The sequence below is a fragment of the Kribbella soli genome (assembly GCF_004331345.1).
Classification (GTDB): Bacteria; Actinomycetota; Actinomycetes; order Propionibacteriales; family Kribbellaceae; genus Kribbella; species Kribbella soli.
Window position 1 is genome coordinate 148,977 of the sequence record NZ_SJJZ01000004.1, and the last position, 26,244, is coordinate 175,220.

Below are 26,244 nucleotides of genomic sequence, written 5' to 3' on the forward strand. Positions count from 1 at the left end.
CGTGATGGCAGTCTTGTCGATTCTCGACCGGGAACACACCGTCGCACCACCGGGCTACAGCCGCTGGCTGATCCCGCCGGCCGCGCTCGCCGTCCACCTGTGCATCGGCCAGGCGTACGCGACCAGCGTCTACAAGACGTCGATGGTGAAGCACTTCGGCACCAGCCAGACCGCGGTCGGCGTGGTCTTCAGCATCGCGATCGTGATGCTCGGCCTGTCCGCCGCCGTCGGCGGCACCTGGGTCGAACGCAACGGACCGCGGAAGGCGATGTTCGTCGCCGCCTGTTTCTGGGCGACCGGGTTCCTGGTCGGCGCCCTCGGCATCGGCACCGGCCAGCTCTGGCTGGTCTATCTCGGGTACGGCGTGATCGGCGGCATCGGCCTCGGGATCGGCTACATCTCGCCGGTCTCCACGCTGATCAAGTGGTTCCCGGACCGCCCCGGGCTCGCGACCGGCCTGGCGATCATGGGCTTCGGCGGTGGCGCACTGGTGGCCAGCCCGCTGTCCCGCCAACTGCTCGGCCTCTACGACTCCGGTTACGACCCGAACGTGAGTACGTCGGTGGCCGGCGGCAGCGCGCTCGTCGGCCTGTTCCTGACGCTGGGCATCGGCTACTTCGTGATCATGATGTTCGGCGTCTTCAACATCCGCGTCCCCGCCGACGGCTGGGCGCCGGACGGCTTCGACTCGTCGGCGGTGCAGCAGAAGCCCCTCGTCACGACCGCCAACGTCTCGGCGGCGAACGCGATCAAGACGCCGCAGTTCTGGTTCCTGTGGGTCGTGCTGTTCTGCAACGTCACCGCGGGAATCGGCATCCTCGAGCAGGCCAGCCCGATGATCCAGGACTTCTTCCGCGGCGACGACGGCAAGTCGAGCGTCGCGGTCGCGGCCGCCGCCGGGTTCGTCGGCCTGTTGTCGATCTTCAACATGGCCGGCCGGTTCGGCTGGTCCTCGACGTCCGACGTGATCGGCCGGAAGCCGATCTACGCGATGTACCTCGGCGTCGGGATCGTCGCGTATGCGCTGCTGGCGACGGTCGGGCACACCAGCACGGTGGTCTTCGTGCTGCTGGCCGCGGTCATCATCTCGTTCTACGGCGGCGGGTTCGCGACCGTTCCGGCGTACCTGCGGGACCTGTTCGGCACCTATCAGGTCGGCGCGATCCACGGCCGGCTGCTGACCGCGTGGTCGGCGGCCGGGATCGCCGGGCCGCTGATCATCAACGGGTTCCTGGACCGCGAGGGCAAACCGGGCACGCTGACCGCGGCGGCGTACCGGCCGGCGCTGTTCACGATGGTCGGCGTACTGGCCGTCGGGTTCGTCGCGAACCTGCTGATCCGCTCGGTCTCCGACCGATTCCATGAGAAGTCCGAGTCCACGGTGGAGGCCGCACGATGAACCAGACTCCACGCCTGGTGATCTCCTGGCTCCTGGTCGCCGTACTCCTCGGCTACGGCATCATCCAAACGCTGATCACCGCAGCCAAGCTCTTTACGCACTAGTTCGCAGGTGGGTGACGTCCCCGGCGGCGAGCGGTCGGACGCCGTCGGGGGTGTCGACGATCAGGCGGCCGTCGTCGGCGAGGTCGCGCGCCGTGCCTTCGAGGAAGGTGCCGTCGGGGAGTTCCACGCGCACTGCCTGCCCGAGGGTCGCGGACAGTTCGCGGTACTCCGGGAGGATTGCGGCGCGATCGCCGTTGGCGTCTACCCAGGACTGGTAGCGGGAGGCGAGTTCACGGAGTACCGCTGACATCACGGTGGCCCGGTCGGTTGTCGCCGCCTTCTCCAGTGCGAGCGACGTGGCGGCCTCGTGGGGCTTCTCCGACTCGCGGAGCGTCACATTCAGGCCGATGCCGATGACGGCCGCGGGGCCTTCGACGCGCTCCAGCAGGATGCCGGCGAGCTTGCGGTTCTCGACCAGTACGTCGTTCGGCCACTTCACCTGCGCCGGAATCTCACCGACCTGCCGCACCGCCGCGGCCACCGCCAGCGGGACCAGCAGCCCCAGCCAGGGCCACCGCGACGCCTCAACGGTGGTCGGACGCAGCAGCGCCGACATCAGCAAGGCAGAGCGCGGCGGTGTGGTCCAGGTACGACCCAGCCGCCCGCGACCGGACGACTGGTGCTCCGCAGCAACGACCAGTCCCTCTGGCTGACCACCTGCAGCCGCAGCTGCCACAACAGCATTGGTCGACGGTGTCTCCGCGAGTACGTCGATCTGCGTCCACAGCGCACCGGGACGCACCAACCGCCCCCGCAGGAACTGCTCATCCAGCGGGGGCCGCTCCAGGTCGCTGAACCTCATCCGGTGTTCTGCAGCCCGGCAGCAACGCCAGAAACGGTCAGCAACAGCAGCCGCCGAGTGCGGACAATCTGCCCCTCGTCCAGTGAGTCATCGGTGCGCAGCGTCCGCAGTGCCCGCAGCTGCAAGTAGCTGAGTGCATCGACGTACGGGTTGCGCAGCTCGACAGCACGGCCCAGCACGCGGCGTCCCTGCAGCAGGCGCTCCTGGTCGAGCACCTTGAGCACCCACTCGGTGGTGAGGGCGTGCTCATCCAGCATCTGCTGGGTCAGCTCCGGCCGGTCGCCCAGCTCCAGGTAACGGCCGAGGATGCGCCGGTCCGTCTTGGCCAGCGACATCTCCGCGTTCTCCAGCATCACCTGGAACAGCGGCCAGTTCTGGTTCGCATCCCGCAGCAGGTCGACGTCCCCGACCGCGGCAAGCGCCGTACCGAGGCCGTACCACCCAGGAGCGTTCACACGCGCTTGCGACCACGCGAACACCCACGGGATCGCCCGGAGGTCCTCCAGTGACGACACCGCGACACCACGCCTGGCAGGCCGCGACCCGAGTGGCAGCTGGCCCAGCTCCTCCAGCGGAGTCACAGTGCTGAACCACTCCGCGAAGCCGTCTGCCTTCACCAGCCGGTGGTACGCCGTACGCGCTGCCTCGTCGAGCGTCTTCTCGACCACAGCGAACCGCTCGGCCGCCACCAGAGCCCGCTCCTCCACTGCCGGCGTCGACGCCAGCAGCGTTGCCGCGGTCACCTGCTCGATGTGCCGCTGCGCGATCGCCGAGTTCCCGTACCGAGCCGGAATCGCCTCGCCCTGCTCGGTCAGCTTGAACCGCCCTGCCACCGATCCAGGAGCCTGCGCCAGTACGGCGCGGTTCGCCGGACCACCGCCACGTCCGAGAGCACCACCGCGGCCGTGGAACAGGGTCAGCCGGATCGCGTTGCGCTGCGCCCACGCGGTGATCCGCGCCTGCGCGTCGTACAGCGCGAGCGTTGCCGACACCGGTCCGACGTCCTTCGCGGAGTCGGAGTACCCGAGCATGACCTCGAAGCGCCGGTCGTTCGCGGTGAGCCGGTGCCGGACCCGGGTGAGCTGGATCGCGTTGTCCAGTACCTCCACCGAGTTCTGCAGGTCCTCACCGGTCTCGAACAGCGGTACGACGTCCAGCTCGATCGGACGCCCGTCCAGCGCCGCGTCGGCGAGCTCGTACACAGCTGCCAGGTCGCCGGCGTTGCGGGTGAACGAAACGACGTACCGGCGGCAGGCCTCGGGGCCGAAGCGCTGCTGGATCTGACCGATCACCCGGAGTGTGGCGAGCACCTCCTCCGTCTGGTCGGACAGCTCGCCACCGCCGAGGACCTCCTCCAACGCCTTGGCGTGCACCGAGGAGTGCTGGCGGACCTCCAGCTCGGCCAGGTGGAAGCCGAACGAGTTCACCTGCCAGATGAGGTGCTGCAGCTCGCCGTACGCCTGGCGTGGTGCACCGGCGCTCACCAGCGAGTCCTGCAGGACCTTGAGCTCGTGCAGGAAGTCAGCGGCCCGCGGGTACCCGAAGTCGGCGTCGCGGGCGCGGGTCGCGGCGAGCCGGCGAGCAGCGAGCAGCAGGAGCTGCCGGTGCGGCTCGGCCGGCGAGCGGGTCTCGATGTCGGTGATCAGCTCCGGGTTGACCGCGCGGGCGTCTTCCAGGATGCGGCGTACCGGCGCGGACGGCGGCGTGGTCGCGGCGTCCAGGGTCAGTGCGCGTCCGAGAACCTCGGTCGCCTGCTCGAGCGCCCGGAGGACGTGGTCGGCCTGGATCTGCATGGCTTCCCGGGTGATCGCCGCGGTCACGTTCGGGTTGCCGTCGCGGTCGCCGCCGATCCACGAGCCCAGGTGGACGAACGGCGCCACCACGGGCGTCCGCGTCCCGGCCTCGTCACCGGCCAGCGCGTCGTCGAGCCGCCGGTACACGTTTCCGACGACGTTGAACAGGGTCTCCTCGAACACCGCCATCGCCGAGCGCACCTCGTCCAGCGGCGAGGGGCGGCTGGTGCGGAGTTGCGACGTACGCCAGAGGATGTCGACCTGCTCGACCAGGCGGCGACGGTTCTCCGCCAGGTCGCTGTCACCGGCCCGCGGGTCGTGGCGCTCGTCCAGCAGCGAGCTGATCCGGCGGATCGTCGCGAGTACGGCGCGCCGCCGGGCCTCCGTCGGGTGTGCGGTCAGCACCGGCCGGAACTCCAGCCCGTTCAGCAGCGCGCGGGCCTGCTGCTCGCCGCTGTCGCGGGAGATCTGCTCCACGGCCTGAGCCAGCTCCGACACCACGGCCTCGCTGCCGGCGCGGTCGCGCTCACGCAGTACGCGGGCCCGGTGCAGCTCTTCGCTCAGGTTCGTCAGGTGGAAGTAGCAGGTGAATGCGCGGGCGACGTCCTCGGCGCGCTCGTGCGGCCAGGACGCGACCAACTGCTCGGCCGCGGCGCCGTCACCGGCGATGGTCAGCTCACGCAATTTCTCGACGTCGTCGAGCAGCGGCTGACCGGCGTACTCGACCAGAACCTTGCCGAGGATCTCGCCGAGCAGGCGGACGTCGGCCCTGAGTTCCTCAGGCACCTCGAACCGCGCGCGGGTACGGGTCTCACTACCGGTGTCGCTCACGTTCGCCCACCCTATCGGCGGACGCCCACCAACGCCGCAGACAGTCCGCCCACTGGAAGCGGATCGTGACCGCACACCCAGGAATCTCACAGTACGTCGCGACCCGGGAGGATCCCGTGCCGTGTCAGACGTTGGTGAAACCGCCGCCGACCACCTGGGAGACGGTGCGTGCCAGCTCGGCCGGGGAGCGGTCGGTGGTGCCCGTGACGAGCATCCGGGCGCAGGCCTCGATCATCGAGGCGAGCAGCTCGGCCAGGACCGGGAGGTTGGCGTCCGGGTCGGTGACGCCGGGGAGGGACTTGACCAGGGTCAGGCGCAGGCTCTCGACCAGGAACCCACGGGCCGCGAGGACCCGCTCGGCGACGACGGGCGCGGCGCCGTACTGCGCGCCGAACACGATCCGCCACGACTGCGGCTGCTTGGCGACGGCGGTGAGGAACGCGGTCACGCCCTCGAGGACATGCTCCTCCGGGGTGCCGACGTCCGGATCGGCGGGCAGCGCGGAGACGATCGAGATGACCAGGTGCTGCTCCTCGCGGGCGAGCAGAGCCAGCAGCAGCTCGTCACGATTCGCGAAGCAGTCGTAGACGACCGGTTTGGTGACCCCGGCCGCGTCCGCGACCGACTGCATCGTGGTCCCGGCGTACCCCCTCGCGGAGAAGACCTCGAGGGCGGCGTCCAGGACGAGCGGGCGGCGGCGCTCCGGACCGAGGTGCGGCGCGCGCCGGCGTTTCTCAGCGTCCCCGACCACTTGACAAACCTATCGCATCGTAGGAAATTCCTACGGTCTGGTAGGAACTGCCGCGGGGGTGGTCGATGACCGTACGAGGCAGTGCCGGCTGGCTCGAGTCCGACGGCCTCACCGCCCTGGACGCGAGTGAGCTCGCCCGGCTGGTCGACCGGACGTCGGAGCGGGAGCTCCGGCATCGACTCATCGGGGGAGTACGAGAGGTCGCGTTGCGCGAGATCTTTCGCCGGATGCCGGAGTACCTCCGACCCGCCCGGGCCGCCGGGTTCGACGCTGTGATCAGCTGGCAGATCACCGGCGCGGGCGGGGCCGGTCGTCCCGAGTCGGTCGACGAGTACTGGCTCCGCGTCCACGACGGCCGGTGCGCGCTCGTCTCCCCGCACGCCACTCCCCCGGACATCTCGATCCGCACCGACCCCACCACCCTGCTACGCATCGTCACCGGCAACGAGGACCCCGTCCTGGCCGTCCTCAAACAACGCCTCTCGGTCCGCGGCGACCTGGCCCAAGCCGCCCGCCTCCCCAAACTCTTCAGCGCCGGCCCCCTGTAAACCGGCCCCGGTAAACCTGTGCAGCGTCAGCGAACGAGGCCGTCGGACCCTTTGTTCCGGGCAGGTGCGGCAGCATCGTCGGGCCGGCGCGTCTGCCCGGTCGGGGCCTGGACCCGGCGGAGGGGCGGGATCGCGGGATCGTTGCCGAGGGCCTGCGCGCGGGCCGGTTCCGCGGCCTGAGCATTCGGTGGATGCACCTCGAATCCCCGGACTGCTGCCAGCGTGCGGTCCCCGAGCGTGCCGCCGAACACCTCTGCCTCCCGCCGCACGTCCGAGCCGTCCGCTCTCCAGTTGTCCACCAGGGTGGGCAGTTCGTCGAAGCCCTCGGTGAGCATGGTCGCGGTCGCGGCGGTGGCAGCCGGCCGGCTCTCGACGGGAATGGTTGACGTCGTCACCATCGTCTCGGCCGCGGCGGCCGTCGCGGCCGGCGGCGACTCCACCTGGCTGTCCGTGAGATCGGTCTGGATCCCGGCATGATGCTCGACTCTGGACACGAGTCCCCGCGCCACGATCGCCCGGGCCTCGTCCAGCGATGCGGGATGCTGAGTCGGTTGCGGTTCCATGGATTCCTCCCAGTAGTCGATCTTCTGCAGGAACTCGTGCAGCTTGCCTACCTCGTCCCTGGCGATCCTGCCCGCCGTGTCGATCGCGCCGGCGCCGCCGGTGACGTCCTCGCGCCGGTTCTCCAGCTCCTTGGTCAGCTCCCGCGCGGCGGCCCGCTGAACATTCCGTTCGGCGAACCCCGCCTCGATGCTTCTGGTCAGCTGCCGATGGATCCCGGCCCGCTGCCCCTCAGGCAGCCGCGCGTAGTCCATCCGCGCTTCCAGCAGCATCGCGGCCGCCTCGTGCGCGGCCCCACCGTGGCCGGCGGCAACGAGCCGCTTCAGCACCGCGTCTTCAACGGCAGCGGTCCGCGCCCCGATCGCGACCGCCATCGCCCGCGCGGCCGCGACGTCCCCCTCGAGCTGCGGCGGTGGGAACCGCCCGAGGTCGTCCTGCCGCCCGTTCGGGAACAGTCCTGCGACCAGTCGCGGTGTCGCATTGGCGGCGTACGCCCGGCAGATTGCCGTCGCCAGCCGGTCGCGGGCTCCGGCATCAACAGGTGGCGGCAACGACGGGTCCGGCTCGAGTGAGTCCGCGCACATCGCCACGAGCTCGGTCAGCCCGGCGCGGGCGTCCTCTCGCCGGTCGTGCCACCGGCCGTCCTGGTGGTTCGAGATCCTGTGGATCGAAGGCGCCAGCCGTCCCGGGATGTCCAGGTTGTCGGCCAGCGGTTCGAGCATCTCGACATGCCCGGCGCTCAGCTCGAGCGTCTGCCCGCGCCGGAGCGAGGACACGCCGTCGACGCTGTCCAGCACGACGAGTTGGTTGACCTTCTGGACGAGCTTGCCGACATTCGCCTCAGCCACCTGCGGAACCTATCGCTCGGACCGGTTCAGTACGCCGCTTGCGAGCGACGTCACAGGCGGTACGGCGTACTGACGCGTAGGCTGCCCGTTCATGGGAGAGACCGTGAACATCCACACCACCGCCGGGAAGATCGCGGACCTCGAGCAGCGGCTCGACGACGCCGTCCACGCCGGGTCGGAGCGTGCGGTGGAGAAGCAGCACGCCCGCGGTAAGAAGACCGCGCGCGAGCGGATCACACTCCTGCTGGACGAGGGCTCCTTCTCCGAGCTGGACGAGTTCGCGCGGCACCGGTCGACGAGCTTCGGACTGGACGCGAACCGCCCGTACGGCGACGGCGTGGTGACCGGGTTCGGCACCATCGACGGTCGTCAGGTGTGCGTGTTCGCGCAGGACTTCACGGTCTTCGGCGGCAGCCTCGGCGAGGTCTTCGGCGAGAAGATCGTCAAGGTGATGGACCTGGCGATGAAGATCGGCTGCCCGCTGATCGGCATCAACGACTCCGGCGGTGCCCGGATCCAGGAAGGCGTGGTGAGCCTCGGCCTGTACGGCGAGATCTTCCGCCGCAACGTCCGCGCGTCCGGGGTGATCCCGCAGATCTCGCTGATCATGGGCCCGTGCGCCGGCGGCGCGGTCTACTCGCCGGCGGTCACCGACTTCACCGTGATGGTCGACGAGTCGTCGTACATGTTCATCACCGGCCCGGACGTGATCAAGACCGTCACCGGTGAGGACGTCACCCAGGAGGAGCTCGGCGGCGCCCGGACGCACAACACCAAGTCCGGCAACGCGCACTACCTGGGCTCCGACGAGGAGGACGCGATCGAGTGGGTGAAGGCCCTGGTCGGTCATCTCCCGCAGAACAACCTCGAGGACCCGCCGGTGTACGACGCCCCGGCCGATCTCGAGCTGACCGACACCGACCTGGCCCTGGACACGCTGATCCCGGACTCGCCGAACCAGCCGTACGACATGCACACCGCGATCGAGGCGGTCGTCGACGACGGCGAGTTCCTCGAGGTGCAGACGCTGTTCGCGCCGAACCTGATCGTCGGCTTCGGCCGGGTCGAGGGCCGCCCGGTCGGCGTGGTCGCGAACCAGCCGATGCAGTTCGCCGGCACCCTGGACATCGACGCGTCCGAGAAGGCGGCCCGGTTCGTCCGGACCTGCGACGCGTTCAACCTGCCGATCCTGACCTTCGTCGACGTTCCCGGCTTCCTGCCCGGCACCGACCAGGAGTGGAACGGCATCATCCGCCGCGGCGCCAAGCTGATCTACGCGTACGCCGAGGCGACCGTCCCGATGATCACCGTGATCACCCGGAAGGCGTACGGCGGCGCGTACGACGTGATGGGCTCGAAGCACCTCGGCGCCGACATGAACATCGCCTGGCCGACCGCGCAGATCGCGGTGATGGGCGCCCAGGGTGCGGTCAACATCCTGCACCGCCGCGAGCTCGCTGCGGCCGAGGACGTCGAGACCCGCCGCCAGGAGCTGATCACCGAGTACGAGGACCACCTGGCGAACCCGTACATCGCGGCCGAGCGCGGTTACATCGACGCCGTCATCAAGCCGAGCGAGACCCGCGCCGAGATCGTCCGCGCCCTCCGCCTGCTCCGCACCAAACGCGACACCCTGCCCCCCAAGAAGCATGGGAACATCCCCCTGTGACCACCATCAAGATTGCCAAAGGCAACCCCACGCCCGAGGAGCTGGCTGCTCTGATCGCGGTGGTCGCCGCCCGCGCCGCCGTACCGGCCCCGGCCGCCGACCCGGACCGAGCAAGCAACTGGGCAACGTACTGGCGCAACGCCCGCACCCCGTTCCACCCGGGACCGGGCCAGTGGCGCGCGTCCGCTCACCCGTGACGCGTCGCTAGCCGCGACCTTCCTTGCCCTTGTCGGACGCCGGGCCCCTCGTTCCACCGCCCTTGCCGTGGTCCTGCGCCGGCGGCGACCCGACAGCGCCCGCGGCGGGCGCGATGCCCCGGTCGAACGCGACCCCACCGAAGTCCGCCATCTGCGCGTAGAACAGCTCACCCGTCCGTACCTTCTCGATGGCGGCGCCCGCGATGCGTTCGCCCCGCTGCAGGCCGGCCGACTTGACCGTCTCCACCTCGGCGAGCCCGGCGAAACCGTCACCGATCAGGTCGGCGAGCTCGCTGCGGAACGCCGCCGCGCGGCGGGGATCCTGCAACAGGCCGGGCAGGCTCGACCGGCTGATCATCAAGTCGGCCAGTGCGCCCGGCCGGCGGGAGGCCGACTCGCGCGCACCGGCCAGGAGTACGTCGTCGGCGCGCAACTCCTCGAACTCGGCTCCGAGCTCACCCGCGAACACGTTGGCCGCGATCGTCCATCCGGGGTAGGAGGGCCGCACCGCCTCGCCCTGGGCAGCGACCGCACGCGCCAGCGGTTCGCCGAGCTCGGCGGGCAGGACCCTACGGACCATCGCGGGCGTCTCGCGGTGCGTGAGCGCCTCGATGAAGCCCTCCTCGGCGGGATCCTGCTGGTCGCGGTCGAGGTCACGCAGCCGATCCGCCATGGTCCAGTCAGCCGGAGCAGTCAGGTGGCCGAGCTCGTGGGCAGCTGCCTTGATCCCGCGCCAGCAACGGACGGCGAGCCGCGGGTCGGACAGTACGCCCGGGCCTTCGGCGTACAGCCGGCTCAGCGGTTCGACGACGAGCGGGCGGCTGAGCAGCAATCGTCCGTCGGCGGTCGCCTGTCCGCGCGCGACCAGGTCCTGGCCCGGCGGCAGGAAGTCGATTCGGCCGGTCCACAGCGTCGCCTCCGCCTGGTGGAACCGCAGCACGTCCTCGGCGATGCGATCCCACAGGCCGTCGAGGTCCGGGACCTCACTGGCCGGGTCGCGGCGCGTCATCGGTGCTCGATCCGCTCCAGCACGCGTAGCAGGGCCGAGTTCATGTCGAGAGCAGCTTCGCGCTCGTCGTCGGTCGGTGCGGCGTCCGCCAGCCGGGCGATCTCGGCGATGCCGGACTCGACGTGCGCACGCTGCTCGGCCGGCGTCCCGGTCGGCAGCCGCCGGGCGCGGAGCAGTACGTCGAACGCCCGCTCCACCGTCTCGCTGTGCGGCGCGGTGACTTCGAGCAGCATGCGCTCGGTGGCCTCCAGGTACCGCTGGGCCTTCGCGGGCTCGTCGTCCACCGTCGCCGCCAGCTGCCGCAAGCGCTCCACGCCGGCCTTGAAGGCTGGTATGTCGTCGGCCGCACCAACGACCGTGGACCGCTCGGCGTAGAACTCGTCGAACCGCATGGGAGACAGGATTCCACACCCAGGAATCAGGTACGGCGGAAACGGACCAGCGGGTACGTCGGCGCTTCGCCGGTGTTGCGTGTCGGGCCGGGGAACGTTGTCGCGCCGTCGAGCACCAGGCCGTGCCGGGACGCGACCGCGACCAGGTGCGCAAGGGCGTCCTGGGAGCGGGTGTCGTTGGGGCCGCGGCCGTCGGCGTAGCGGCTGGCGTCGGACTTCTCGGTGGTAGTGACGAAGACGCCGTCGGTGCGCAGGACCCGCGCGACCTCGGCGATCACCGGTTCGCTGTCGTCGAGCAGGTGCAGCAGCCAGACGGCGACGACCGCGTCGCACCGGCGATCGGCCACCGGCAACCGCGCCGCATCCGCCGCCGCGACATGCCCCGGCAGCCGGACCCGCGCACGCTCCAGCATCGCCGCGGACAGGTCGACACCGTGCACCAGGTTGCCCAGAGCAACCAGCTCGGCGCCGACGATCCCGGTCCCGACCGCGAGCTCGAGAACTCGTCCGCCCTTGGGGAGCAGCGCGTCGACAGCGCGCGCCGCAGCTTCGGCACGGGCGGGTCCGCCGCGCGTCTCGTCGTACGTCGACGCGACGGATTCGTCGTACCTGAAGGGTTTCTGGGACCGCCACAGCTCGGGCCAGCTGATGTCGACCGCGATCAGCATCCGGCGAAGCAACGGCAGTGAGAGTCCGACGACGTTGTGGTAGTCGCCCTCGATCGCCGTGACGAACGGGCCGCCGAGCCCGTCGACCGTGAACGAGCCGGCCACCACGAGCGGCTCGCCCGTCGCGACGTACGCGTCGATCTCCTCGTCGGTGAGGTCGGCGAACCGGACCTCCGTCGACGCCAGTTCCCGGATCTCCTGCTTGGAGGACGTGTCGAACAGGCAATGGCCGGTGTGCAGTACGCCGCTGCGCCCGCGCATCATCCGCCAGCGCTCGCGGGCGACCTCGGGCGTACCGGGCTTGCCGTACGCGACGCCGTCGAACTCCAGGACCGAGTCGCAGCCGAGGACGGTCGCGTGGTCGTCCAGGTTCGCGACCACCGCACGTGCCTTCAAGGTAGCGAGCAGGCGGGCGAGCTCGCCCGGGTTCTCCGCGGTGACGTTGTCCTCGTCGACGCCGGAAACGATCACCTCCGGCTCGATCCCCGCGGCGCGCAGCGTCTTGAGTCGCGCCGGCGATGCCGACGCCAGGACGAACCGGGTGCTCACAGCTTCGCCAGCGCCCGGAGCAGCGGGTCGAGCCCGATCGACCCGAGGTTCAGCGCGTCGGAGTGGAACGACCGCAGGTCGAACGCGGATCCCTTGCGCTGCTTGGCCTCTTCCCGCGCCTGCAGCCAGATCCGCTCGCCGACCTTGTACGCCGGCGCCTGGCCGGGCCACCCGAGATAGCGGTTCAGCTCGGCCTGCAGGAACTCGGTCTCCATCCGGCAGTGCGCCCGCAGGAACTCGAACCCGAGGTCGGCGTTCCACCGCTCCCCCGGCCGCCAGCCGAACGGGTTGTCCTTCGGCACCTCCAGCTCCAGGTGCATGCCGATGTCAACGATCACCCGGGCCGCACGGAACCCCTGCGCGTCCAGCATGCCGAACCGCGCGCCCGCGTCCTCGAGGTAGCCGAGTTCCTCCATCAGGCGTTCGGCGTACAGGGCCCAGCCTTCGCCGTGGCCGGAGACCCAGCAGGCGATCCGCTGCCAGCGGTTCAGCAGGTCGGTGCGCAGCATCGTCTGGGCGACCTGGAGGTGATGCCCGGGCACGCCCTCGTGGTAGACCGTGGTGACCTCGCGCCAGGTGGCGAAGTCCTCCACGCCGTTCGGGACCGCCCACCACATCCGGCCGGCGCGCGTGGTCAGGTCCTCGCTCGGCGGGGTGTAGTAGATCGAGCCGTCCGAGGTCGGCGCGATCATGCACTCGAGCCTGCGGATCTCGGCCGGGATGTCGAAGTGCGTGCTGCCCAGCTCGGCCACGGCCGCGTCGGATATCTGCTGCATCCAGTCCCGGAACGCTTCCTTGCCGTGGATCTTGCGGGCCGGATCGTTGTCCAGCAACTCGGCGGTCGCCTCGATCCCGCGGTCGCCGCCGTTCAGCCCGGCCGCGATGTCCTGCATGGCGGACTCGATCCGGGCCAGCTCCGCCCAGCCCCAGGCGTAGGTCTCCTCGAGGTCGATCGTCGCGCCGAGGAAGTTGCGGGAGGCCAGCTCGTACACCTCCCGGCCGCACGCGTCCCGCTCCGGCGCCCGCGGCGCGAGGTCGGCCGTCAGCCAGGAGCCGAACTGGTCGAACGCCTTCCGTGCCGAGGCGGCGGCAGCCTCTACGGCCGGCTTCACCGCACTTTCGGGCGCCTGCGCGGCGAGTCCGGCGAAGAAGTCGTCGCCCTCGGCACCGGTCCAGCTGGCGATCCGCCCGGCCAGCCCGGTCACCTGGCGCACCGCCGAGATCCGGCCCCGATCGGCCTGCTCGAGCAGCGTCTCGCGGTACCCGTCGAGCGCCGTACCGATCTGGTTCAGCCGGATGGCGACGATCTCCCAGTCCTGCTCGGTGTCGGTCGGCATCAGGTCGAACACCTGCCGCAACCCCGCCGGCACCGAGGCGATCGCGTTCAGCTGGTGCTGCGGTACGCCGGCCTCGTGGCGCTCGAGCTCCAGGCCGAGCCGCTCCACGAAGGCGTCCTTGGCGACCTCCTCCCGCGGACTCGCCGGCTCGATCGCCCGGGCCTCGGCGAGCGACCTCTTGATCTGCTCGATCCGTGCCTCGAAACCGGCCGGTGTGAAGTCCGGCAGCTCGTGGTCGTGGCCGGCGACGCCCAGCTCGGTCGCCAGGATCGGGTCGAGCACGATCTCCTGCTCGAGGTGCCGCTCGGCGAGCTGGTCGATCGGGCTGTTCGGGGTAGTGGCAGCAGTCACCTGATCGACCCTACCCGTCGAGGGTCGCCGGAGCTGACCTGTTTGTTGCCGATACTGTGGCGGTCGCTGAATGCCAGCACGAGGGACGAGAGGAACGGCGTTGAGCCAGCCACCCTACGGGCCGCCCGGCCAGAACCCGCCGTACCAGCAGGGCCCGCCGCCCGGTCAGTACGGCGGTCCGCCGCAGGGTCCTCCGCCCGGTCAGTACGGCGGCCCGCCGCAGCAAGGCCCGTACGGAGGTCCGCCCCAGGCCCAGTACGGCGGCCAGCAAGGTCCCTCGCAGTACAGCCAGCCGCCGCAGGGTCCCGGCTTCGGCTGGGGCCCGAGCTTCGGCCCGGGTGGCCCCGGCGGTCCTGGCGGTCCCGGCGGTCCCGGCATGGGCTGGCAGCCGCAGCAGCCGCGGAAGAAGTCGAAGGCGCCGCTGATCGCGATCCTCTCGATCGTCGTGGTGGCCGTCGTCGGCGGCGCGATCATCGGTCTGGTCCGGAAGGCCGCCACCGACGTCACCACGCCGCCGGTGACGCCGAGCCGGTACACCCCCGAGCCGACCAGCTCCCCGACCGAGGAGCCGACGGAAGAGCCGACCGAGGAGCCCTCCGAGTCGCCGTCCGAGGAGCCGACGACCACGGAGCCCACCACCACCGAGACGTCGAGTACGCCGAACAAGCCGGCGGACACCACGGTCGTGGCCAAGAACGCGCTCTACAAGGTCGGCCAGATGGCCACGGTCAACTGCAAGGAGCCCAAGGCACGGCCGACGAACGCCCGTGGCGCGGCCGAATACTGGGCCGCGATCAAGCCCTGCCTGGACAAGTCGTGGGCGCCGCTGGTGGCGAAGGCCGGCTACAAGTTCACCGCACCGCGGATGACGTACTGGTCCGGGACCTCGATGTCGACGCCGTGCGGCGACGGTCCGGTCGCCGTACCGTTCTACTGCCCGGGCAACCACATGATGTACATGAAGGTGGACGTCTTCGTGAAGGCGTACACCCAGTACCCGGGTGATCCGATCGGGCAGGCGTACGCGCGGATGTGGTACAGCCGCTCCATCGCCCACGAGTACGGCCACAGCGTGCAGTTCATGACCGGCATCCTGCAGTCCGCCAGCAACCTGCGGTACGAGCAGGCGGACTACGAGGGCAGGACGCGGATGACGCGCCGGATGGAGCTGCAGGCGAACTGCTTCGCCGGTGTCTTCCTGGCCGCGAACAAGCGCAGCTACCCGATCAACGGGAACCTGCTGTACGTCTGGAAGAAGTACGTCGTCACCGCAGGCGACAAGCCCGAAGAGGGCGACCACGGCAGTGTTGCCAGTCAGGGGCGCTTCATGGGGAAGTCGTTCAATACGGCCAACCCGGCCAGTTGCAACACCTTCGCGGCGTCACCGGCCAACGTCAGCTGACAACTCCGGCGGCGCGACCTGCCGCCAGGAGTCGACGAGGATGTCCTGCAGTTCGTCGGCGTCCTCCAGTGCCTCGAGGCGGGCTCGAACCCAGTTCGAGCCCGCCTCGTGTTTCGGCACCCAGAACTTCTCCGGCTCCGCGGCGATCAGCTCCTCGCGCTCCAGCCGCGGACACCGCACCGCGAACGACGTCTGGTCGTCCGGCACGGTGACGAACATCCGCCCGGCCACATCGAACGTCGGGTGCCCCCACCGCTGCTTCTCCACCGTCTCCGGCAAGGACAGCGCAATCCGTCGTACGTCGTCAGCGTCCAGCACGCTCACACTCTAGAACGCCCCCGCCGCGACACCAGGAGCGCCGCCAGAGCGCCGACATCAAAGAAGAGACGAAGAACAAAGAAAGGAAAGAAAGAGAAAAGAGAGAATGAGTTGGCGCGTGACTGACTTCGGCGCGTAGGTGGCAGACGCTCTGAAGTCGACCAGGTCCCAGGAGGAGGGCTGCCAGGGCGCCGGCGGCCCCGCCGCAGCGTTGCCCTTCCTACAACGCGGAACATTTCTGCCATCAGCTGCAACATTTGTTCCGCAAACAACCAGCCAGAAGACCCGGACAGGTTGTGGGGGCTGGGACGTGGCATTCGCTGTCTCCAGTCCCGTTCCTGTCCGCGGCCTCCACCATCGCCGCACGGCTGCCCCACCACACCAGCTCACCCGTGCATGACGCAGGTCAGCGGGGAAACAAAGTTGCACAGAGCGACGACTTCCTTCCCCGCCACCCACGACTCGACGGCCACCCAGCGGCGCGTAGCTCAGCCCAGCCGACCCCCGCATGCCTCACACGAGCCGCAATGGCTTGTCGTCAGGCGCCGGCGGGTGTGCTCCGTTCGGCGGTCGTCACGTCCTCGCCGAGGCGGCTGTCTGGGTGCGGCCCGGTAGGAGGAGGGCTACCAGGGTGCCGGCGGCGACGATGGCGGCACCGGTCCAGACGGCGGGGACGAGGCCGGCGGCGTACTGCGCCGGCGACTCGTAGGAGCCGGCCGAGGCGAACACCGAGGCCAGTACGGCGACACCCATCGCGACCCCGACCTCGCGGATCGTGTTGTTCGTGCCGGACGCCACACCCCGGTCCGCGTCGGAGGCGCTCTCCATCACCACGCTTGCGGACGGCGCGAAGGTCAGCCCCATCCCGATGCCGGCGAGAACGAACGGTGCGACCAGTTCGCCGTACTGCGTCGTCGCCGTGGTGACCAGTGCGATCCAGCCGAGCGCGGCGGCGAGGAACAGCTGGCCGACCACGATCAGGATCCGGGGACCGACGCGGTCGACGATCAGGCCGGCGATCGGTGCGACTACGAGCGGCGCCGCGGTCCACGGCAGCGTGCGGACCCCGGACTGGAACGGCGTGTATCCCTGCACGATCTGGAAGAACTGCGCCAGCAGGAACACCGCTCCGAAGACGCCGACCGCGAAGGTGAACGCGACCACGTTCACCACGCTGAACGAGCGCACCGAGAACAACCGCAGCGGCAACATCGGTGCGACGGTCCGGCGCTCCCACCCGAGGAACGCGGCCAGCAGCACAACACCCGCGATCAACGAACCGAGCACGCCGGCGGACGTCCAGCCGTCATCGGCTCCGTGCACAACACCCCAGACGACGGACAGTACGCCGGACGTCGCCAGCACCAGTCCGAGCAGGTCGAGCCGCTTCGCCGTACCCCGGGACTCGGTCAGGACCCGCGTAGCGAGCACCACGGCGACGACTCCGACCGGAACGTTCAGCCAGAAGATCCACTGCCAGTTCAGGCCGTCGACGACGGCTCCGCCGACCACCGGACCGACCGCGATTCCGAGGCCGGAGATGCCGCCCCAGATACCGATCGCGGCGCTCCGCATCTTCTCCGGTACGGCGCCCGCGAGCAACGTCAGCGACAGCGGCATCACGGCCGCGGCGCCGATGCCCTGGATCGCGCGGGACCCGATCAGCATCCACGGCTCGGTCGCCAGCGCACAGGCCGCCGAGGCCAGGGTGAACAGCGTGATCCCGGCCAGGAACACCCGCCGCCGGCCGAGCCGGTCACCGATCGCCGCCGCGGTCAGCAGCAGCGCGGCGAAGGCGAGCGTGTAGGCGTTCACGAACCACTGCAGGTCCGACAGGGATGCCCCCAGCTCGGACTTGATCACCGGCAGCGCGTTCGTCACCACCAGGTTGTCCAACGTGACCATGAACACCGGAATCCCCACGGCGGCCAGCACCAGCCCGAGCCTGCGGCTCCGGGGAGCGGCCAGTTCCCTCTCATCGAGAGCGGTCGATGTCATCTCGTACCCCTTGTTGTAATTGACTGATAACAAGCTTGATGACGAGAGTATGCATCGACTGATAACATGTCAAGGGAGTGGAAGGAGCACGGATGACGCCCAAGGTTCGGCTGACCGCCAAGGAGCGCGGCGCAGAGGTGTTGCAGGCCGCAGTTCAGGCGTTCGCGATGTCCGGGTACGAGGGCACCAAGACCGACGAGATCGCCCGGATCGCCGGCGTCTCGCAGCCCTATGTGATCCGGCTGTTCGGCACCAAGCAGGAACTCTTCCTGGCCGCTGTGCGGAGTGCCTGCGAGCGGATCGAGCAGACCTTCCGCGAGGCCGCGGCCGAGACCCCGGAGCTGAGCGCGCTGGGCCGCAACTACGAGCGGCTGTTCGACGAGCCTGAGGTGCTCCTGGTCCTGCTGCAGGGCTTCTCGGCCAGCGGCGACCCGGTGATCGGCGACTGCGTCCGGGAGCGCTTCGGTCGCATCTACGTGCTGGTCCGCGAGTTGACCGGTGCGTCACCCCAGCAGGTCCGGGAGTTCCTCTCCGCCGGGATGCTGCTGACCGTCATGTCCGCCATGCAGGTCCTGGGCCCGGACGCGATCCCGATGCCCTGGGCCGAGGAGATCCAGGACACGTTCGGCGCGGACTAGTCGCGACCGAGTTTCTGATCGGCGGCGAACCAGATGGTCGCGGCGGCGAGTGCGATGGCGGCGACAGTCACGACGAGCGAGCCGGCGACGTCAGCACCCCGCACCAGCGCGGCCGCCCCGGCGACGGCCGGCACCAGCAGTACGGCGATTGCTCCAGGCAACCACCAGCGCCGCAGGGCCGCCCGGTGCACCCGCGCGTACGACGGCAACTGGCCGGCGAACGCAGTGGCCAGGTGGACGACGACGAGCGCAACCGCGGTGAGGGCCAGGCTCCAACTCGGCGCACCGGGTGCACGCATCAGCCACCCGAGAGTCACCACCAGCACGAACAGCAGCGCGGCCAGCGAATCAGGCAGGACCACGGTGCACAGCAACAGCGCAGCGCCGACGATCGGGACCAGATCCGCCTGATCCCACGACTGCACCGACGGCACGACCAGCGCGACCGCCCCGGCCACCGCGATCACCAACCGAGCAAGCACCACAGCCTGCCCGGACGCCCGCAACTGCGCCAACCACAACGTGATCTTCTCGTCAGCGGTCATGGGGCCTCCCGGTCTGGACTGAGGAGCGGAGGGAGCGAAGCGACCGGAGCGACGAGGGAAGACCGGGAGCTCCAGCCCCATGACCCGCCGCGACGGAGTCGCGGCATGTGCACGGTCATGAGCGGATCCGTGGGGCTGCGGACACTCTTGCGGCATCTCGCAGTACCTCGTCCAAGGTCCCGGCGCCTCGCCACGGGACGGTTGGTACGCCGAGGTCGCTGAGGCGGTCGAGGTCGCGGCGGCGTTCGAGCAGCCGCAGACGCCACGCGAGCGGCCACGACCGCGCGTCGTGCGCGTCGAGGTCCATGATCGACACGACGTCCGGCGGCAACGTGTCGATCGCGATCACCGTGCAGCCGGAGTGGACGAGCGTCACGATGTAGCCGAGGATCGTCGGCCGCAGCAACGGGCTGAGGACGAGCACCAGGCTGTCCGACCGGACCCGGTTCCGCCGCGCCAACTGCTCCTCGTCCTGCTGCCGCCCGCGCCGGTCCGCATGCACCAGCGTGTCCAGGATCCGCCGCAGATGCGCGCGCCCGCTCCCCGACCGCACGCCACGGAACAGGCTCCCGGTGTCGATCAGCCGCACCCGGTCGCCGTTGCGCAGGTAGTGCTCGGCGATCGCGGCGGCCGCGCGGACGGCGGTGTCGAGACTCGAGGACCTGCCGTCGATCCCTTCGCTGATCCCGATCTCGCCGCCGGTGTCGACCATGATCACCACTTCGGTGTCCCGGTCCGACCAGGTCGACGTGACGTGCAGTTCCTGCGTCCGCGCCGACACCGCCCAGTTGATCCGCCGCAACCGGTCCCCCGTCCGGAACGGCCGTACCCCGGCCAGCTCCGTCCCTTCGCCCGGCCGCCGCGACCGGTGCAACCCGACCAGTCCGGCCGGCCGCGGTACGGCGTCCACCGCCTCGAATCCCTCGCGCAACGGCAGCGTCGTGACCGCCTGCGACTCCGCCGACGTCACCTGGATCCGGTACGCCCCGACCGTCGACGTCGCCGTGACTGTTGGTCGCTCCAACGACCGCAGTCCCCAGCGCTTCGACCGTACGCCGACCTCCAGCCGCACCTCACCGTGCGAGACCGGCTCCGCGATCGCGGCCTGCGGCGGGTCGTACTGGAACCACAGCGTCCGCGGCAACGCCGCCACGATCAGATCGATGTCCCGATCCACAGACTCCGGCACGCGCAGCCGGTACGTCGTACCTTGCCCTTCGAACAGAACGTCCGCGTCCAGCTCGGTGTGCACCTCCGGGCGCTCCCGCGGCCGGAAGAACCGTCCCCATGCCGCGAGGAACGCCAGCGGCAGACCGAACACCGCCGCATCCGGACGCCGCAGCAGCACAGCGGCACCGAGCAGCACAGCAGCGACACAGATCGCCCGGACCTGCGCGTGCGTCGGCCGCCAACTCATGCGCGGGCGCCGACCACGGTAGGTGGCGCCGCGACCGAGCCGAGCACCGTCCGCACCACGGTCGCCCCACTGACCTCGTGCAGCCACAGCTCCGGCCGCACGGTGATCCGGTGTGCCAGCGCAGCCACCGCGACCGCCTTCACATCCTCCGGTACGACGTAATCGCGGCCCTGGATGACGGCGTACGCGCGTGCCGTCAGCAGCAGCGCCAGCGACCCGCGCGGCGATGCCCCGACGAGCACCTGCGAGTCCCGGCGGGTCGCGGTGGCGAGATCGACGCAGTACTGGCCGACCGTGTCGTCCACGGTCACCCTCTCGACCGCGCGTTGCGCGGCGCGCAGCCCGGCGGCATCCGTTGCCGCCTCGACCGACTGGTCCTCTGTACGGCGGCTCATCCGCCGACGCAGTACCTCCCACTCCTCGGCGGGACTCGGGTAGCCGAAGCCGATCCGCAGCATGAACCGGTCGAGCTGCGCCTCCGGGAGCGGGTACGTGCCCTCGTACTCCACCGGGTTCGCGGTCGCGAGCACATGGAACGGCGTGGGCAGCGGGAACGTCTGCCCTTCGACCGTCACCTGGTGCTCCTGCATGGACTCGAGCAGCGCGGCCTGCGTCTTCGGCGGCGTCCGGTTGATCTCGTCGGCCAGCAGCAGGCCGGTGAAGATCGGGCCCGGCCGGAAGACGAACTCGGAGTCCTTCTGGTCGTACACGAAGGCGCCGGTCACGTCCGACGGCAACAGGTCCGGCGTGAACTGCACCCGCCGGAACTCCAGCCCGAGCGCCTGCGCGAACGACCGCGCGGCCAGCGTCTTCGCCAGCCCCGGATAGTCCTCGAGCAGTACGTGCCCGCCGGCCAGGATGCCCGCGAGCACCAGTTCCAGCGCCTCGGCCTTCCCGACCACGGCCTGGCTGACCCGCTCCAGCACCTGCCGGCTCAGCTCGGTCACCTCACCGAGCGTCAGCTCACCCTCAGTCGCTGCATCGGTCACAGGTCTTCCTCACAGGTTCTCGATGGTGTGGATCGCGTACTCGATCTCGTCGAGGGACGCGGTGCGTTTGTCGTCGCCGGCGATCAGCTGCCAGAGCCGGTCGCCGGTGATCGCGCGGGCCCGGTCCGGCTCACGCTCGGGGTCGACACCGTGCCGGTGCACCAGGCGGTCGGTGGCCAGCTCGAGCAGCAGCGGCCGGACCCGGCGGGTGAAGGTCTGCGACCCGTCGCCAGCCCGCCGTTCGCGGCCCGACTCCTGCAGCCAGGTGGCGATGAACTGCGTGCGGTTGTCGTTGGTCCGGGCTCTCAGCGCGGCCAGTTTGTCGTCGTGCTGCCCCGGCCAGCTCGTCTCCACGGTCTGCGGCACCACCAGCCGGATCGCCAGCGACACGATGCCAACAGCGAGCGCCGCCGCCACGAACCACAGCGGCCGCGGCGCCATCCCCGCAGCGCTGAACACGACCACGAGCAGCAAGCTCACCAACACAGCCACACCGAGGTGCTGCACCAGCAACTTGCTCGGCCACAAGGACTTCCGTTTGACCTCGGGCGGCGGGCCCTTCTCCTCCAGGGCGGTCCAGCGATACGACGTCATAAGGCCTCCGCATCGGCGGGATGGGCCGCGGCGAGCTCGTCACGCAGTCGCAGCAGGGCCGCGCGAGCCTCCGTCCGCGCCTGCTCGCTCGAACCGTGCGTCGAGTACCGCGCTTCCCGGTACAACGCACCGAGCTGGATCAGCTGTGGCTCGGAGATCCCGCCGATCCCGAGCACTCGCACAGTGAACTCGGCCGGAGTCTCGGACGGATCCCGCGGTACGCCGGCCGAAGCAGCCGCCTCCTCCAGCGCGACCCAGCACGCGACGACGGCGTCGGTCGCCGTACCGCTGTCGATGCGAGCCAGGCCCGTGTCGACCGCCTCGGCCAGTCGCTCCGCCTTCATCCGCTCCCAGTCAGGCTCTTCGGCCTCAACATGCGGAAGCCGGACCCGGCGCACGATCCGGACGATGACCAGCAGGATGAACCCCACGATCGCGGCGATGATCAGGTAGACGACCGCCTGCCACAGAGACAGCACCCAGCCCGGCGTCTCGGTCTGCGGGAGCACGCGCGGCGTCGGCTGCGACTGCTCCGGCGGCGTCTCGCTCACCGAGAAGGTCGGCAGCGGTCGCGGGCTCGCACTCAGCGTGCTGTCGCTGATCGGGCGCACAGGCCCGCTCGCGGAGGCGAGCACGACGAAGCCGGCCACCACGAGCCCCACGAGCAGCACGGCAACCGCCGCGAGCGCACCCCGACGCTGCGTCTGCATCTGGGCAGGCTACCCCCTCAAAAGGCTGTATCGAGGAAGGGGAGCCGCGATGTGGAAAACGCTTCCGCGGTCGCGGCGAGCGCTCCGGGCGTGTGCTCGGCGACAAGACCGGCCCGGCCGAGTCTCACCAGTGACGGGCGGCCCAGGTAGACGGCGCCCAGGTCGCGGACGTCGAGCGTGAGGTCGGCGTCTCGCGACACCGATTCGCAGGAGGCCCCGTCCGGTCCGCCTGCGAGGTGCCAGCGGCCCGCGTTCCACGGGAGGAAGTCGTCGACCACGTCCAGGACGACGTCGATGTCCCGCGCGTACGTCCGCTCCGCGAGCGCACGACGTACGTCGACCGGCCGGATCCACAGACCGTCCCGCGTGATCGGCCCCGGCGCCCGCGGGTCGAGCAGCAGGTCCAGGATCGGGTCGTCCGACGCGAGCATCGCGCACCGCGTCTCGCTGAGCAGGTCCGGTTCGAGCAGGTACCGCCACAGCGCCGCATGCGACGCGACGTCCGCCGCATGCACCCGCTGTACGTCGACGTACCCCTTCTCCGCGCGCTTCGTCCGGTAGTGCGCGAACCCGGTCAACTCACCGTCCCGCTCGGCGACGACGCACCGGACCTTGGACGCGTTCGCGATGTTGCTCGTGACGGTCGCGCTGATCGCGTACTCCTGCCAGCGCTCGTCGTGCTGGAACACGCCAGGTCGCTCGAGCGCCAGCCTGTTCCGCAGCTCGGCGCAGCGGGCGAGATTCTCGTGTACGTCGACGTACCGGATCCGGACGTCGTCGATGCCGGCCACCGGGCGCAGCGTGCGGGACTCCTTGGGCACGACGATCGCCTGGTGGTCGGACGCGAGTCCGTAGCCGAACCGCGGGTAGATCACCGGCTCACTCGCGGTCAGCGCCGCCAGCGGCTCGCGGCCGGCCTCGTGGATGTCGGTCAGCTGCCTGCGCATCAGGTCGCGCAGGATGCCGCGCCGCCGGTGCGTCGCCCGGACGCCGACCATCGTCACGCCCGCGACCGGCAGCTGCCCGCCAGGCACCGTCATCAGGTGCGAGAACGCGCCGGTGTGCCCGACGAGCTGTCCGTCCTCACTCGCGACGATGCTGCGTTCACGCTCCCAGACCCGCCGCTCGGACTCGTACTGCTCGTCGGTCCACGGCGCCGAGAACGCCATGTCCAGGAGCTCCAGGAGCTCCTCCCACTCACCCGCGAACTGCCCGATCTCGATCGTCATGTCCCTTACCTACCAGACGGCAGGGACAGGCGACCCGGGATTTACGGTGGCACCGGCCGGCATTGCCCCGAGCCGGCCGGCGCCTGTCCGGTGCCGTCTACAGGGTGATGGACCAGTTGGTGAGCGTTCCGGTGTCGCCGTACCCGTTGTCACCGATGCGGAGCGTCCACGTGCCGGCCGCGGTTTCGTCGGCGGCAACGGAGTACGTCTTGGACGCCGGCAGCGGGTGACACGTCAGGCCGCCGGACCGCTGGAGGTAGTACCAGCGGCCGCTGGGTGCGACCAGGCTGATGTTGAGGTCCTCGAGGCAGGTGTGGTTGCCCTCGACGGTCACCTTCACCGGACTGTTCGTCCGACCGGTCGTGGTCGCCTTGACGCTGCTGACCGCGACCTGAAAGTCGCGGATCGGATAGTCGGTGCCGTTCGAGTACGTCCGCTCGCCCGGGTCAGGGTCAGGGTCTCCCGGATCGCTCGAGCCGGTGAGCAGCGTCAGGTTCCACTTGGCCAGCGCTTCGGTGACGGGCTGGAAGATCGAGTTATCCTCGTTCGGCGAGCAGGTGGAGTTGCCACCGGAGTGCAGGCCGACCGCCTGGTTGCCACGCAGCCAGGCGCCTCCCGAGTCACCGCCTTCGGAGCACGCGGTGGTCGTGCTCAGACCGTCGATCACCACGTTGCCGTAGTCGATGCTCTGGTTGACCGCGGTGACCGTGCCGCACTCCCAGTTCGGCGCGGTGTTGCCGGAGTGGCAAACCGTGTCGCCGACGATCGCCTCGGCCGCACCGGTGACAGTCACTGCCGGTTGTCCCCAGGTGTTGACGTTCGGCGAGACGGTCCAGCCAGGCTCGGTCACCGCGACAACGCCCATATCGCCTTCGCGAGCGTTGACGCTGCGCGTGCCGCCGACGTTCGACGTACCGAGGCGGTTGGTCTGGCCGCTGGCGCCGTACGCCTCCTGATTCGCGTCGTTCGTGCAGTGACCCGCGGTCAGGAAGTGCTTGTTTCCTTGCGCATCCGTGGCGGGGAAGCCGACCGAGCAGTTGCTCTCCGAACCCGGCCACCACGGGTCGCCCGGGTTGACCTCCCCGGACTGCTGACGGAAGTCGGAGTGCACGCGCACCACCCGGACGCCTTCGCCGAGGGTCGCGAAGGCGTTCGTCGTGGTGCGTGTCTTGACGACGACGCTGTTGGTGACCGGGTCGATGCCCCAGCTCTGCAGGCCTTGCTGGCTCCGCGCGATCCGATCGACCTGCGCGAGCAGGTGGTCGAGCTGCTGCTGGTCGCGTTCGACGTACTGCGGAATCGCACCGGCAGCTCGCACCTGGGCCGCGGCAGTTTCGTCGACCACGGCGACCATCAGGCGGCCGTGGTCGATCCAGCGGCCGGCCTGACCGGGTGACGTCGCTAGCTGGGCGGCGATCTCTTGCGGGGTGTCCGGTGGAGCTGCTTCGGAGTAGGCGGCCGCGCTGACCGGTGTCGCGACCAGTCCGGCGGTCAGAAGTATCACTGCGAGTTTCATCGGTGCACTCCTCAGGGTTGGGACGGTGCACCGACCGTAGGAGTACTTTCAGCGACGCTGAATCGCTCAGATCCCTTTCACAGTTGACTTTCTGGCTTTAACAGTTCACTTGGGCCACGTCCAGCGGAGGCCGTAGCAACCGGGTCCGAAGTTCAGTACGACGCCGTGCACCTCGGCCGCGACCTCCACCGCACGAACGATCTCCTCCGCGTCGTCGAGCTGCGAGACAATCGCACAGGCGGCGGGCAGCTCGGCCGGGTCGAAGCAGATCTCCAGCACGAACTCACGCACCGGCAGCCGGAACTTCCGCTCGTAGTTCGTCGCCGGCGGGTACGGCGAGACGTTGACCAACTCGTGCTCGGTGATCACCGTCTCGCCCTTGCGGAGCGGTCGGTCGAAGAGCAGCTCGGCGACCAGCAGTCCGTCAGCAGGCCGCCGTACCGTCCGGCCCAACCGGCAGTGCCGCAGCGGGCGGATCTCCGGCAGCGGCCGGTCGTGCTCGTCGAGGTGCATGATCACGACCCAGCGGTCCGGACCGTCCGCCTCGGCGCGAAGGACCTGGCGGGAGTGGTACGACCGTTCGCCGCGGTCGGGGCCGACGATCACCCGGTCGTGCTGGCTGATCCGCGTGAGTCGTTCGTCCCAGCGGATGTCGACCTCGGCGACCGCCTCCTCGACCGCGCCGGGCCGCGGCCAGTACGTCGCCAGCCCGGGCCGGTCCGGCACCGTGCTCAGCCAGCGCCCGCGGCGCCGCGGCGGACCGATCGACGCCGACAACGTCCCGGCCGGGACGTCGAGCACTTCCTCGAGCAGCTCGACCGCGGCGAGCGAGTCCCGCCGCTCGGGGCGCGACCGGCCCGACTGCCAGTAGCTCAAGGTGGCGAGGCTCACCGACACGCCACGCGCGCGGAGCCGCTCCTGGATTCGCCCGAGTCCGAGCCCGCGCGCCTGGATGGCTTCCCGCAGCACGTCCGCGAACTCCCGTTCGCCCATGCGCCGAACCCTAGGCACAGCAGGCGATTCAAGCCACCCCTGGGGCGATCAACAGTTAACACCAGCTCTGGACTGATGAAAATCGT

25 protein-coding genes are annotated in these 26,244 nt (G+C 70.0%); 7 read left to right on the top strand and 18 right to left on the bottom strand.

From position 1 onward, the window contains the following. Nucleotides 1-4: 4 nt before the first annotated feature. Nucleotides 5-1,399 carry an OFA family MFS transporter gene (locus E0H45_RS31575; protein WP_131344240.1) on the top strand — a complete coding sequence of 465 codons (1,395 nt, stop codon included), beginning with the start codon at nucleotides 5-7 and terminating at the stop codon, nucleotides 1,397-1,399. After that, on the top strand, nucleotides 1,396-1,503 hold the full coding sequence (locus E0H45_RS43930) for an MFS transporter small subunit (protein WP_420323244.1): 108 nt from the start codon (nucleotides 1,396-1,398) through the stop codon (nucleotides 1,501-1,503). The genes E0H45_RS31575 and E0H45_RS43930 overlap by 4 nt, the downstream gene beginning before the upstream one ends. On the opposite strand, the gene E0H45_RS31580 is transcribed toward E0H45_RS43930, so the two are convergent. From E0H45_RS31580 to E0H45_RS31590, 3 genes are all read right to left on the bottom strand, one after another. Next, nucleotides 1,493-2,305, bottom strand: coding sequence for a biotin--[acetyl-CoA-carboxylase] ligase (locus E0H45_RS31580; RefSeq protein ID WP_131344242.1), 813 nt, complete (start codon nucleotides 2,303-2,305; stop codon nucleotides 1,493-1,495). The two genes, E0H45_RS43930 and E0H45_RS31580, sit on opposite strands and share 11 nt — an antisense overlap. Further along, the gene (locus E0H45_RS31585; protein ID WP_131344243.1) at nucleotides 2,302-4,929 is read right to left on the bottom strand and encodes a phosphoenolpyruvate carboxylase; all 2,628 of its coding nucleotides are present in this window, start codon (nucleotides 4,927-4,929) and stop codon (nucleotides 2,302-2,304) included. Before E0H45_RS31585 ends, E0H45_RS31580 begins: the two co-directional genes overlap by 4 nt. A gap of 124 nt (nucleotides 4,930-5,053) precedes the next feature. Continuing rightward, entirely contained in the window at nucleotides 5,054-5,680 is a 627-nt protein-coding gene (locus E0H45_RS31590) for a TetR/AcrR family transcriptional regulator (protein WP_131344245.1), read from the bottom strand. 65 nt (nucleotides 5,681-5,745) lie between these two features. Here E0H45_RS31590 and E0H45_RS31595 point away from each other — a divergent pair, with 65 nt between their 5' ends. Next, a complete protein-coding gene (locus E0H45_RS31595; RefSeq protein WP_131344247.1) occupies nucleotides 5,746-6,228 on the top strand; it encodes an SCP2 sterol-binding domain-containing protein in 483 nt (160 codons plus the stop codon). A gap of 26 nt (nucleotides 6,229-6,254) precedes the next feature. Here the strand turns inward: E0H45_RS31595 and E0H45_RS31600 are convergent, their stop codons facing one another. Beyond that, nucleotides 6,255-7,637: a hypothetical protein gene (locus E0H45_RS31600; protein WP_131344249.1), complete on the bottom strand. Its 1,383-nt coding sequence runs from the start codon at nucleotides 7,635-7,637 to the stop codon at nucleotides 6,255-6,257. Between the two features lie 91 nt (nucleotides 7,638-7,728). Here E0H45_RS31600 and E0H45_RS31605 point away from each other — a divergent pair, with 91 nt between their 5' ends. After that, nucleotides 7,729-9,306, top strand: coding sequence for an acyl-CoA carboxylase subunit beta (locus E0H45_RS31605; protein ID WP_131344251.1), 1,578 nt, complete (start codon nucleotides 7,729-7,731; stop codon nucleotides 9,304-9,306). Continuing rightward, the gene (locus tag E0H45_RS31610; protein WP_131344254.1) at nucleotides 9,303-9,503 is read left to right on the top strand and encodes an acyl-CoA carboxylase subunit epsilon; all 201 of its coding nucleotides are present in this window, start codon (nucleotides 9,303-9,305) and stop codon (nucleotides 9,501-9,503) included. Before E0H45_RS31605 ends, E0H45_RS31610 begins: the two co-directional genes overlap by 4 nt. A gap of 7 nt (nucleotides 9,504-9,510) precedes the next feature. Here E0H45_RS31610 and E0H45_RS31615 read toward each other — a convergent pair whose 3' ends face one another. Genes E0H45_RS31615 through E0H45_RS31630 form a run of 4 tightly spaced genes read right to left on the bottom strand, consistent with a single transcriptional unit; the run spans nucleotide 9,511 to nucleotide 13,809 of the window. Further along, on the bottom strand, nucleotides 9,511-10,512 hold the full coding sequence (locus E0H45_RS31615; RefSeq protein WP_131344256.1) for a hypothetical protein: 1,002 nt from the start codon (nucleotides 10,510-10,512) through the stop codon (nucleotides 9,511-9,513). Then, nucleotides 10,509-10,904, bottom strand: coding sequence for a hypothetical protein (locus E0H45_RS31620; protein ID WP_131344258.1), 396 nt, complete (start codon nucleotides 10,902-10,904; stop codon nucleotides 10,509-10,511). Before E0H45_RS31620 ends, E0H45_RS31615 begins: the two co-directional genes overlap by 4 nt. A gap of 26 nt (nucleotides 10,905-10,930) precedes the next feature. After that, nucleotides 10,931-12,121, bottom strand: coding sequence for a Maf family nucleotide pyrophosphatase (locus E0H45_RS43800; RefSeq protein ID WP_131344259.1), 1,191 nt, complete (start codon nucleotides 12,119-12,121; stop codon nucleotides 10,931-10,933). Continuing rightward, nucleotides 12,118-13,809 (bottom strand): DUF885 domain-containing protein, encoded by a 1,692-nt coding sequence (locus tag E0H45_RS31630; protein ID WP_202872628.1) that lies wholly within the window; start codon nucleotides 13,807-13,809, stop codon nucleotides 12,118-12,120. The genes E0H45_RS43800 and E0H45_RS31630 overlap by 4 nt, the downstream gene beginning before the upstream one ends. A 100-nt stretch (nucleotides 13,810-13,909) precedes the next feature. Between E0H45_RS31630 and E0H45_RS31640 the strand changes: the two genes are divergently transcribed. Then, entirely contained in the window at nucleotides 13,910-15,211 is a 1,302-nt protein-coding gene (locus E0H45_RS31640) for a neutral zinc metallopeptidase (RefSeq protein ID WP_165546668.1), read from the top strand. Here the strand turns inward: E0H45_RS31640 and E0H45_RS31645 are convergent. Next, nucleotides 15,191-15,529, bottom strand: a complete 339-nt coding sequence (locus tag E0H45_RS31645) for an MmcQ/YjbR family DNA-binding protein (RefSeq protein WP_130382651.1) — start codon at nucleotides 15,527-15,529, stop codon at nucleotides 15,191-15,193. The genes E0H45_RS31640 and E0H45_RS31645 overlap by 21 nt on opposite strands. 573 nt (nucleotides 15,530-16,102) lie before the next feature. Then, on the bottom strand, nucleotides 16,103-17,527 hold the full coding sequence (locus tag E0H45_RS31650) for an MFS transporter (RefSeq protein WP_131344262.1): 1,425 nt from the start codon (nucleotides 17,525-17,527) through the stop codon (nucleotides 16,103-16,105). 92 nt (nucleotides 17,528-17,619) lie between these two features. Here E0H45_RS31650 and E0H45_RS31655 point away from each other — a divergent pair, with 92 nt between their 5' ends. Next, the gene (locus E0H45_RS31655) at nucleotides 17,620-18,165 is read left to right on the top strand and encodes a TetR/AcrR family transcriptional regulator (RefSeq protein ID WP_131344263.1); all 546 of its coding nucleotides are present in this window, start codon (nucleotides 17,620-17,622) and stop codon (nucleotides 18,163-18,165) included. Here the strand turns inward: E0H45_RS31655 and E0H45_RS31660 are convergent. The 8 genes from E0H45_RS31660 to E0H45_RS31695 all read right to left on the bottom strand — a co-directional run bounded on the left by E0H45_RS31660 (nucleotide 18,162) and on the right by E0H45_RS31695 (nucleotide 26,158). Next, nucleotides 18,162-18,710, bottom strand: a complete 549-nt coding sequence (locus tag E0H45_RS31660; protein ID WP_131344264.1) for a hypothetical protein — start codon at nucleotides 18,708-18,710, stop codon at nucleotides 18,162-18,164. The genes E0H45_RS31655 and E0H45_RS31660 overlap by 4 nt on opposite strands. A gap of 115 nt (nucleotides 18,711-18,825) precedes the next feature. Then, nucleotides 18,826-20,127: a DUF58 domain-containing protein gene (locus E0H45_RS31665; RefSeq protein WP_131344265.1), complete on the bottom strand. Its 1,302-nt coding sequence runs from the start codon at nucleotides 20,125-20,127 to the stop codon at nucleotides 18,826-18,828. Then, nucleotides 20,124-21,116, bottom strand: a complete 993-nt coding sequence (locus E0H45_RS31670) for an AAA family ATPase (RefSeq protein WP_131344266.1) — start codon at nucleotides 21,114-21,116, stop codon at nucleotides 20,124-20,126. Before E0H45_RS31670 ends, E0H45_RS31665 begins: the two co-directional genes overlap by 4 nt. 9 nt (nucleotides 21,117-21,125) lie before the next feature. Then, complete coding sequence (locus tag E0H45_RS31675) at nucleotides 21,126-21,710, bottom strand: hypothetical protein (protein WP_238155442.1); 585 nt, start codon at nucleotides 21,708-21,710, stop codon at nucleotides 21,126-21,128. Then, entirely contained in the window at nucleotides 21,707-22,420 is a 714-nt protein-coding gene (locus E0H45_RS31680; RefSeq protein WP_131344268.1) for a DUF4129 domain-containing protein, read from the bottom strand. Before E0H45_RS31680 ends, E0H45_RS31675 begins: the two co-directional genes overlap by 4 nt. 17 nt (nucleotides 22,421-22,437) lie before the next feature. Then, nucleotides 22,438-23,649, bottom strand: coding sequence for a GNAT family N-acetyltransferase (locus E0H45_RS31685; protein ID WP_131344270.1), 1,212 nt, complete (start codon nucleotides 23,647-23,649; stop codon nucleotides 22,438-22,440). A gap of 97 nt (nucleotides 23,650-23,746) precedes the next feature. Next, a complete protein-coding gene (locus E0H45_RS31690; RefSeq protein ID WP_131344272.1) occupies nucleotides 23,747-25,165 on the bottom strand; it encodes a proprotein convertase P-domain-containing protein in 1,419 nt (472 codons plus the stop codon). Between the two features lie 105 nt (nucleotides 25,166-25,270). Further along, nucleotides 25,271-26,158 carry a helix-turn-helix domain-containing protein gene (locus E0H45_RS31695; protein ID WP_238155443.1) on the bottom strand — a complete coding sequence of 296 codons (888 nt, stop codon included), beginning with the start codon at nucleotides 26,156-26,158 and terminating at the stop codon, nucleotides 25,271-25,273. Nucleotides 26,159-26,244: the final 86 nt, after the last annotated feature.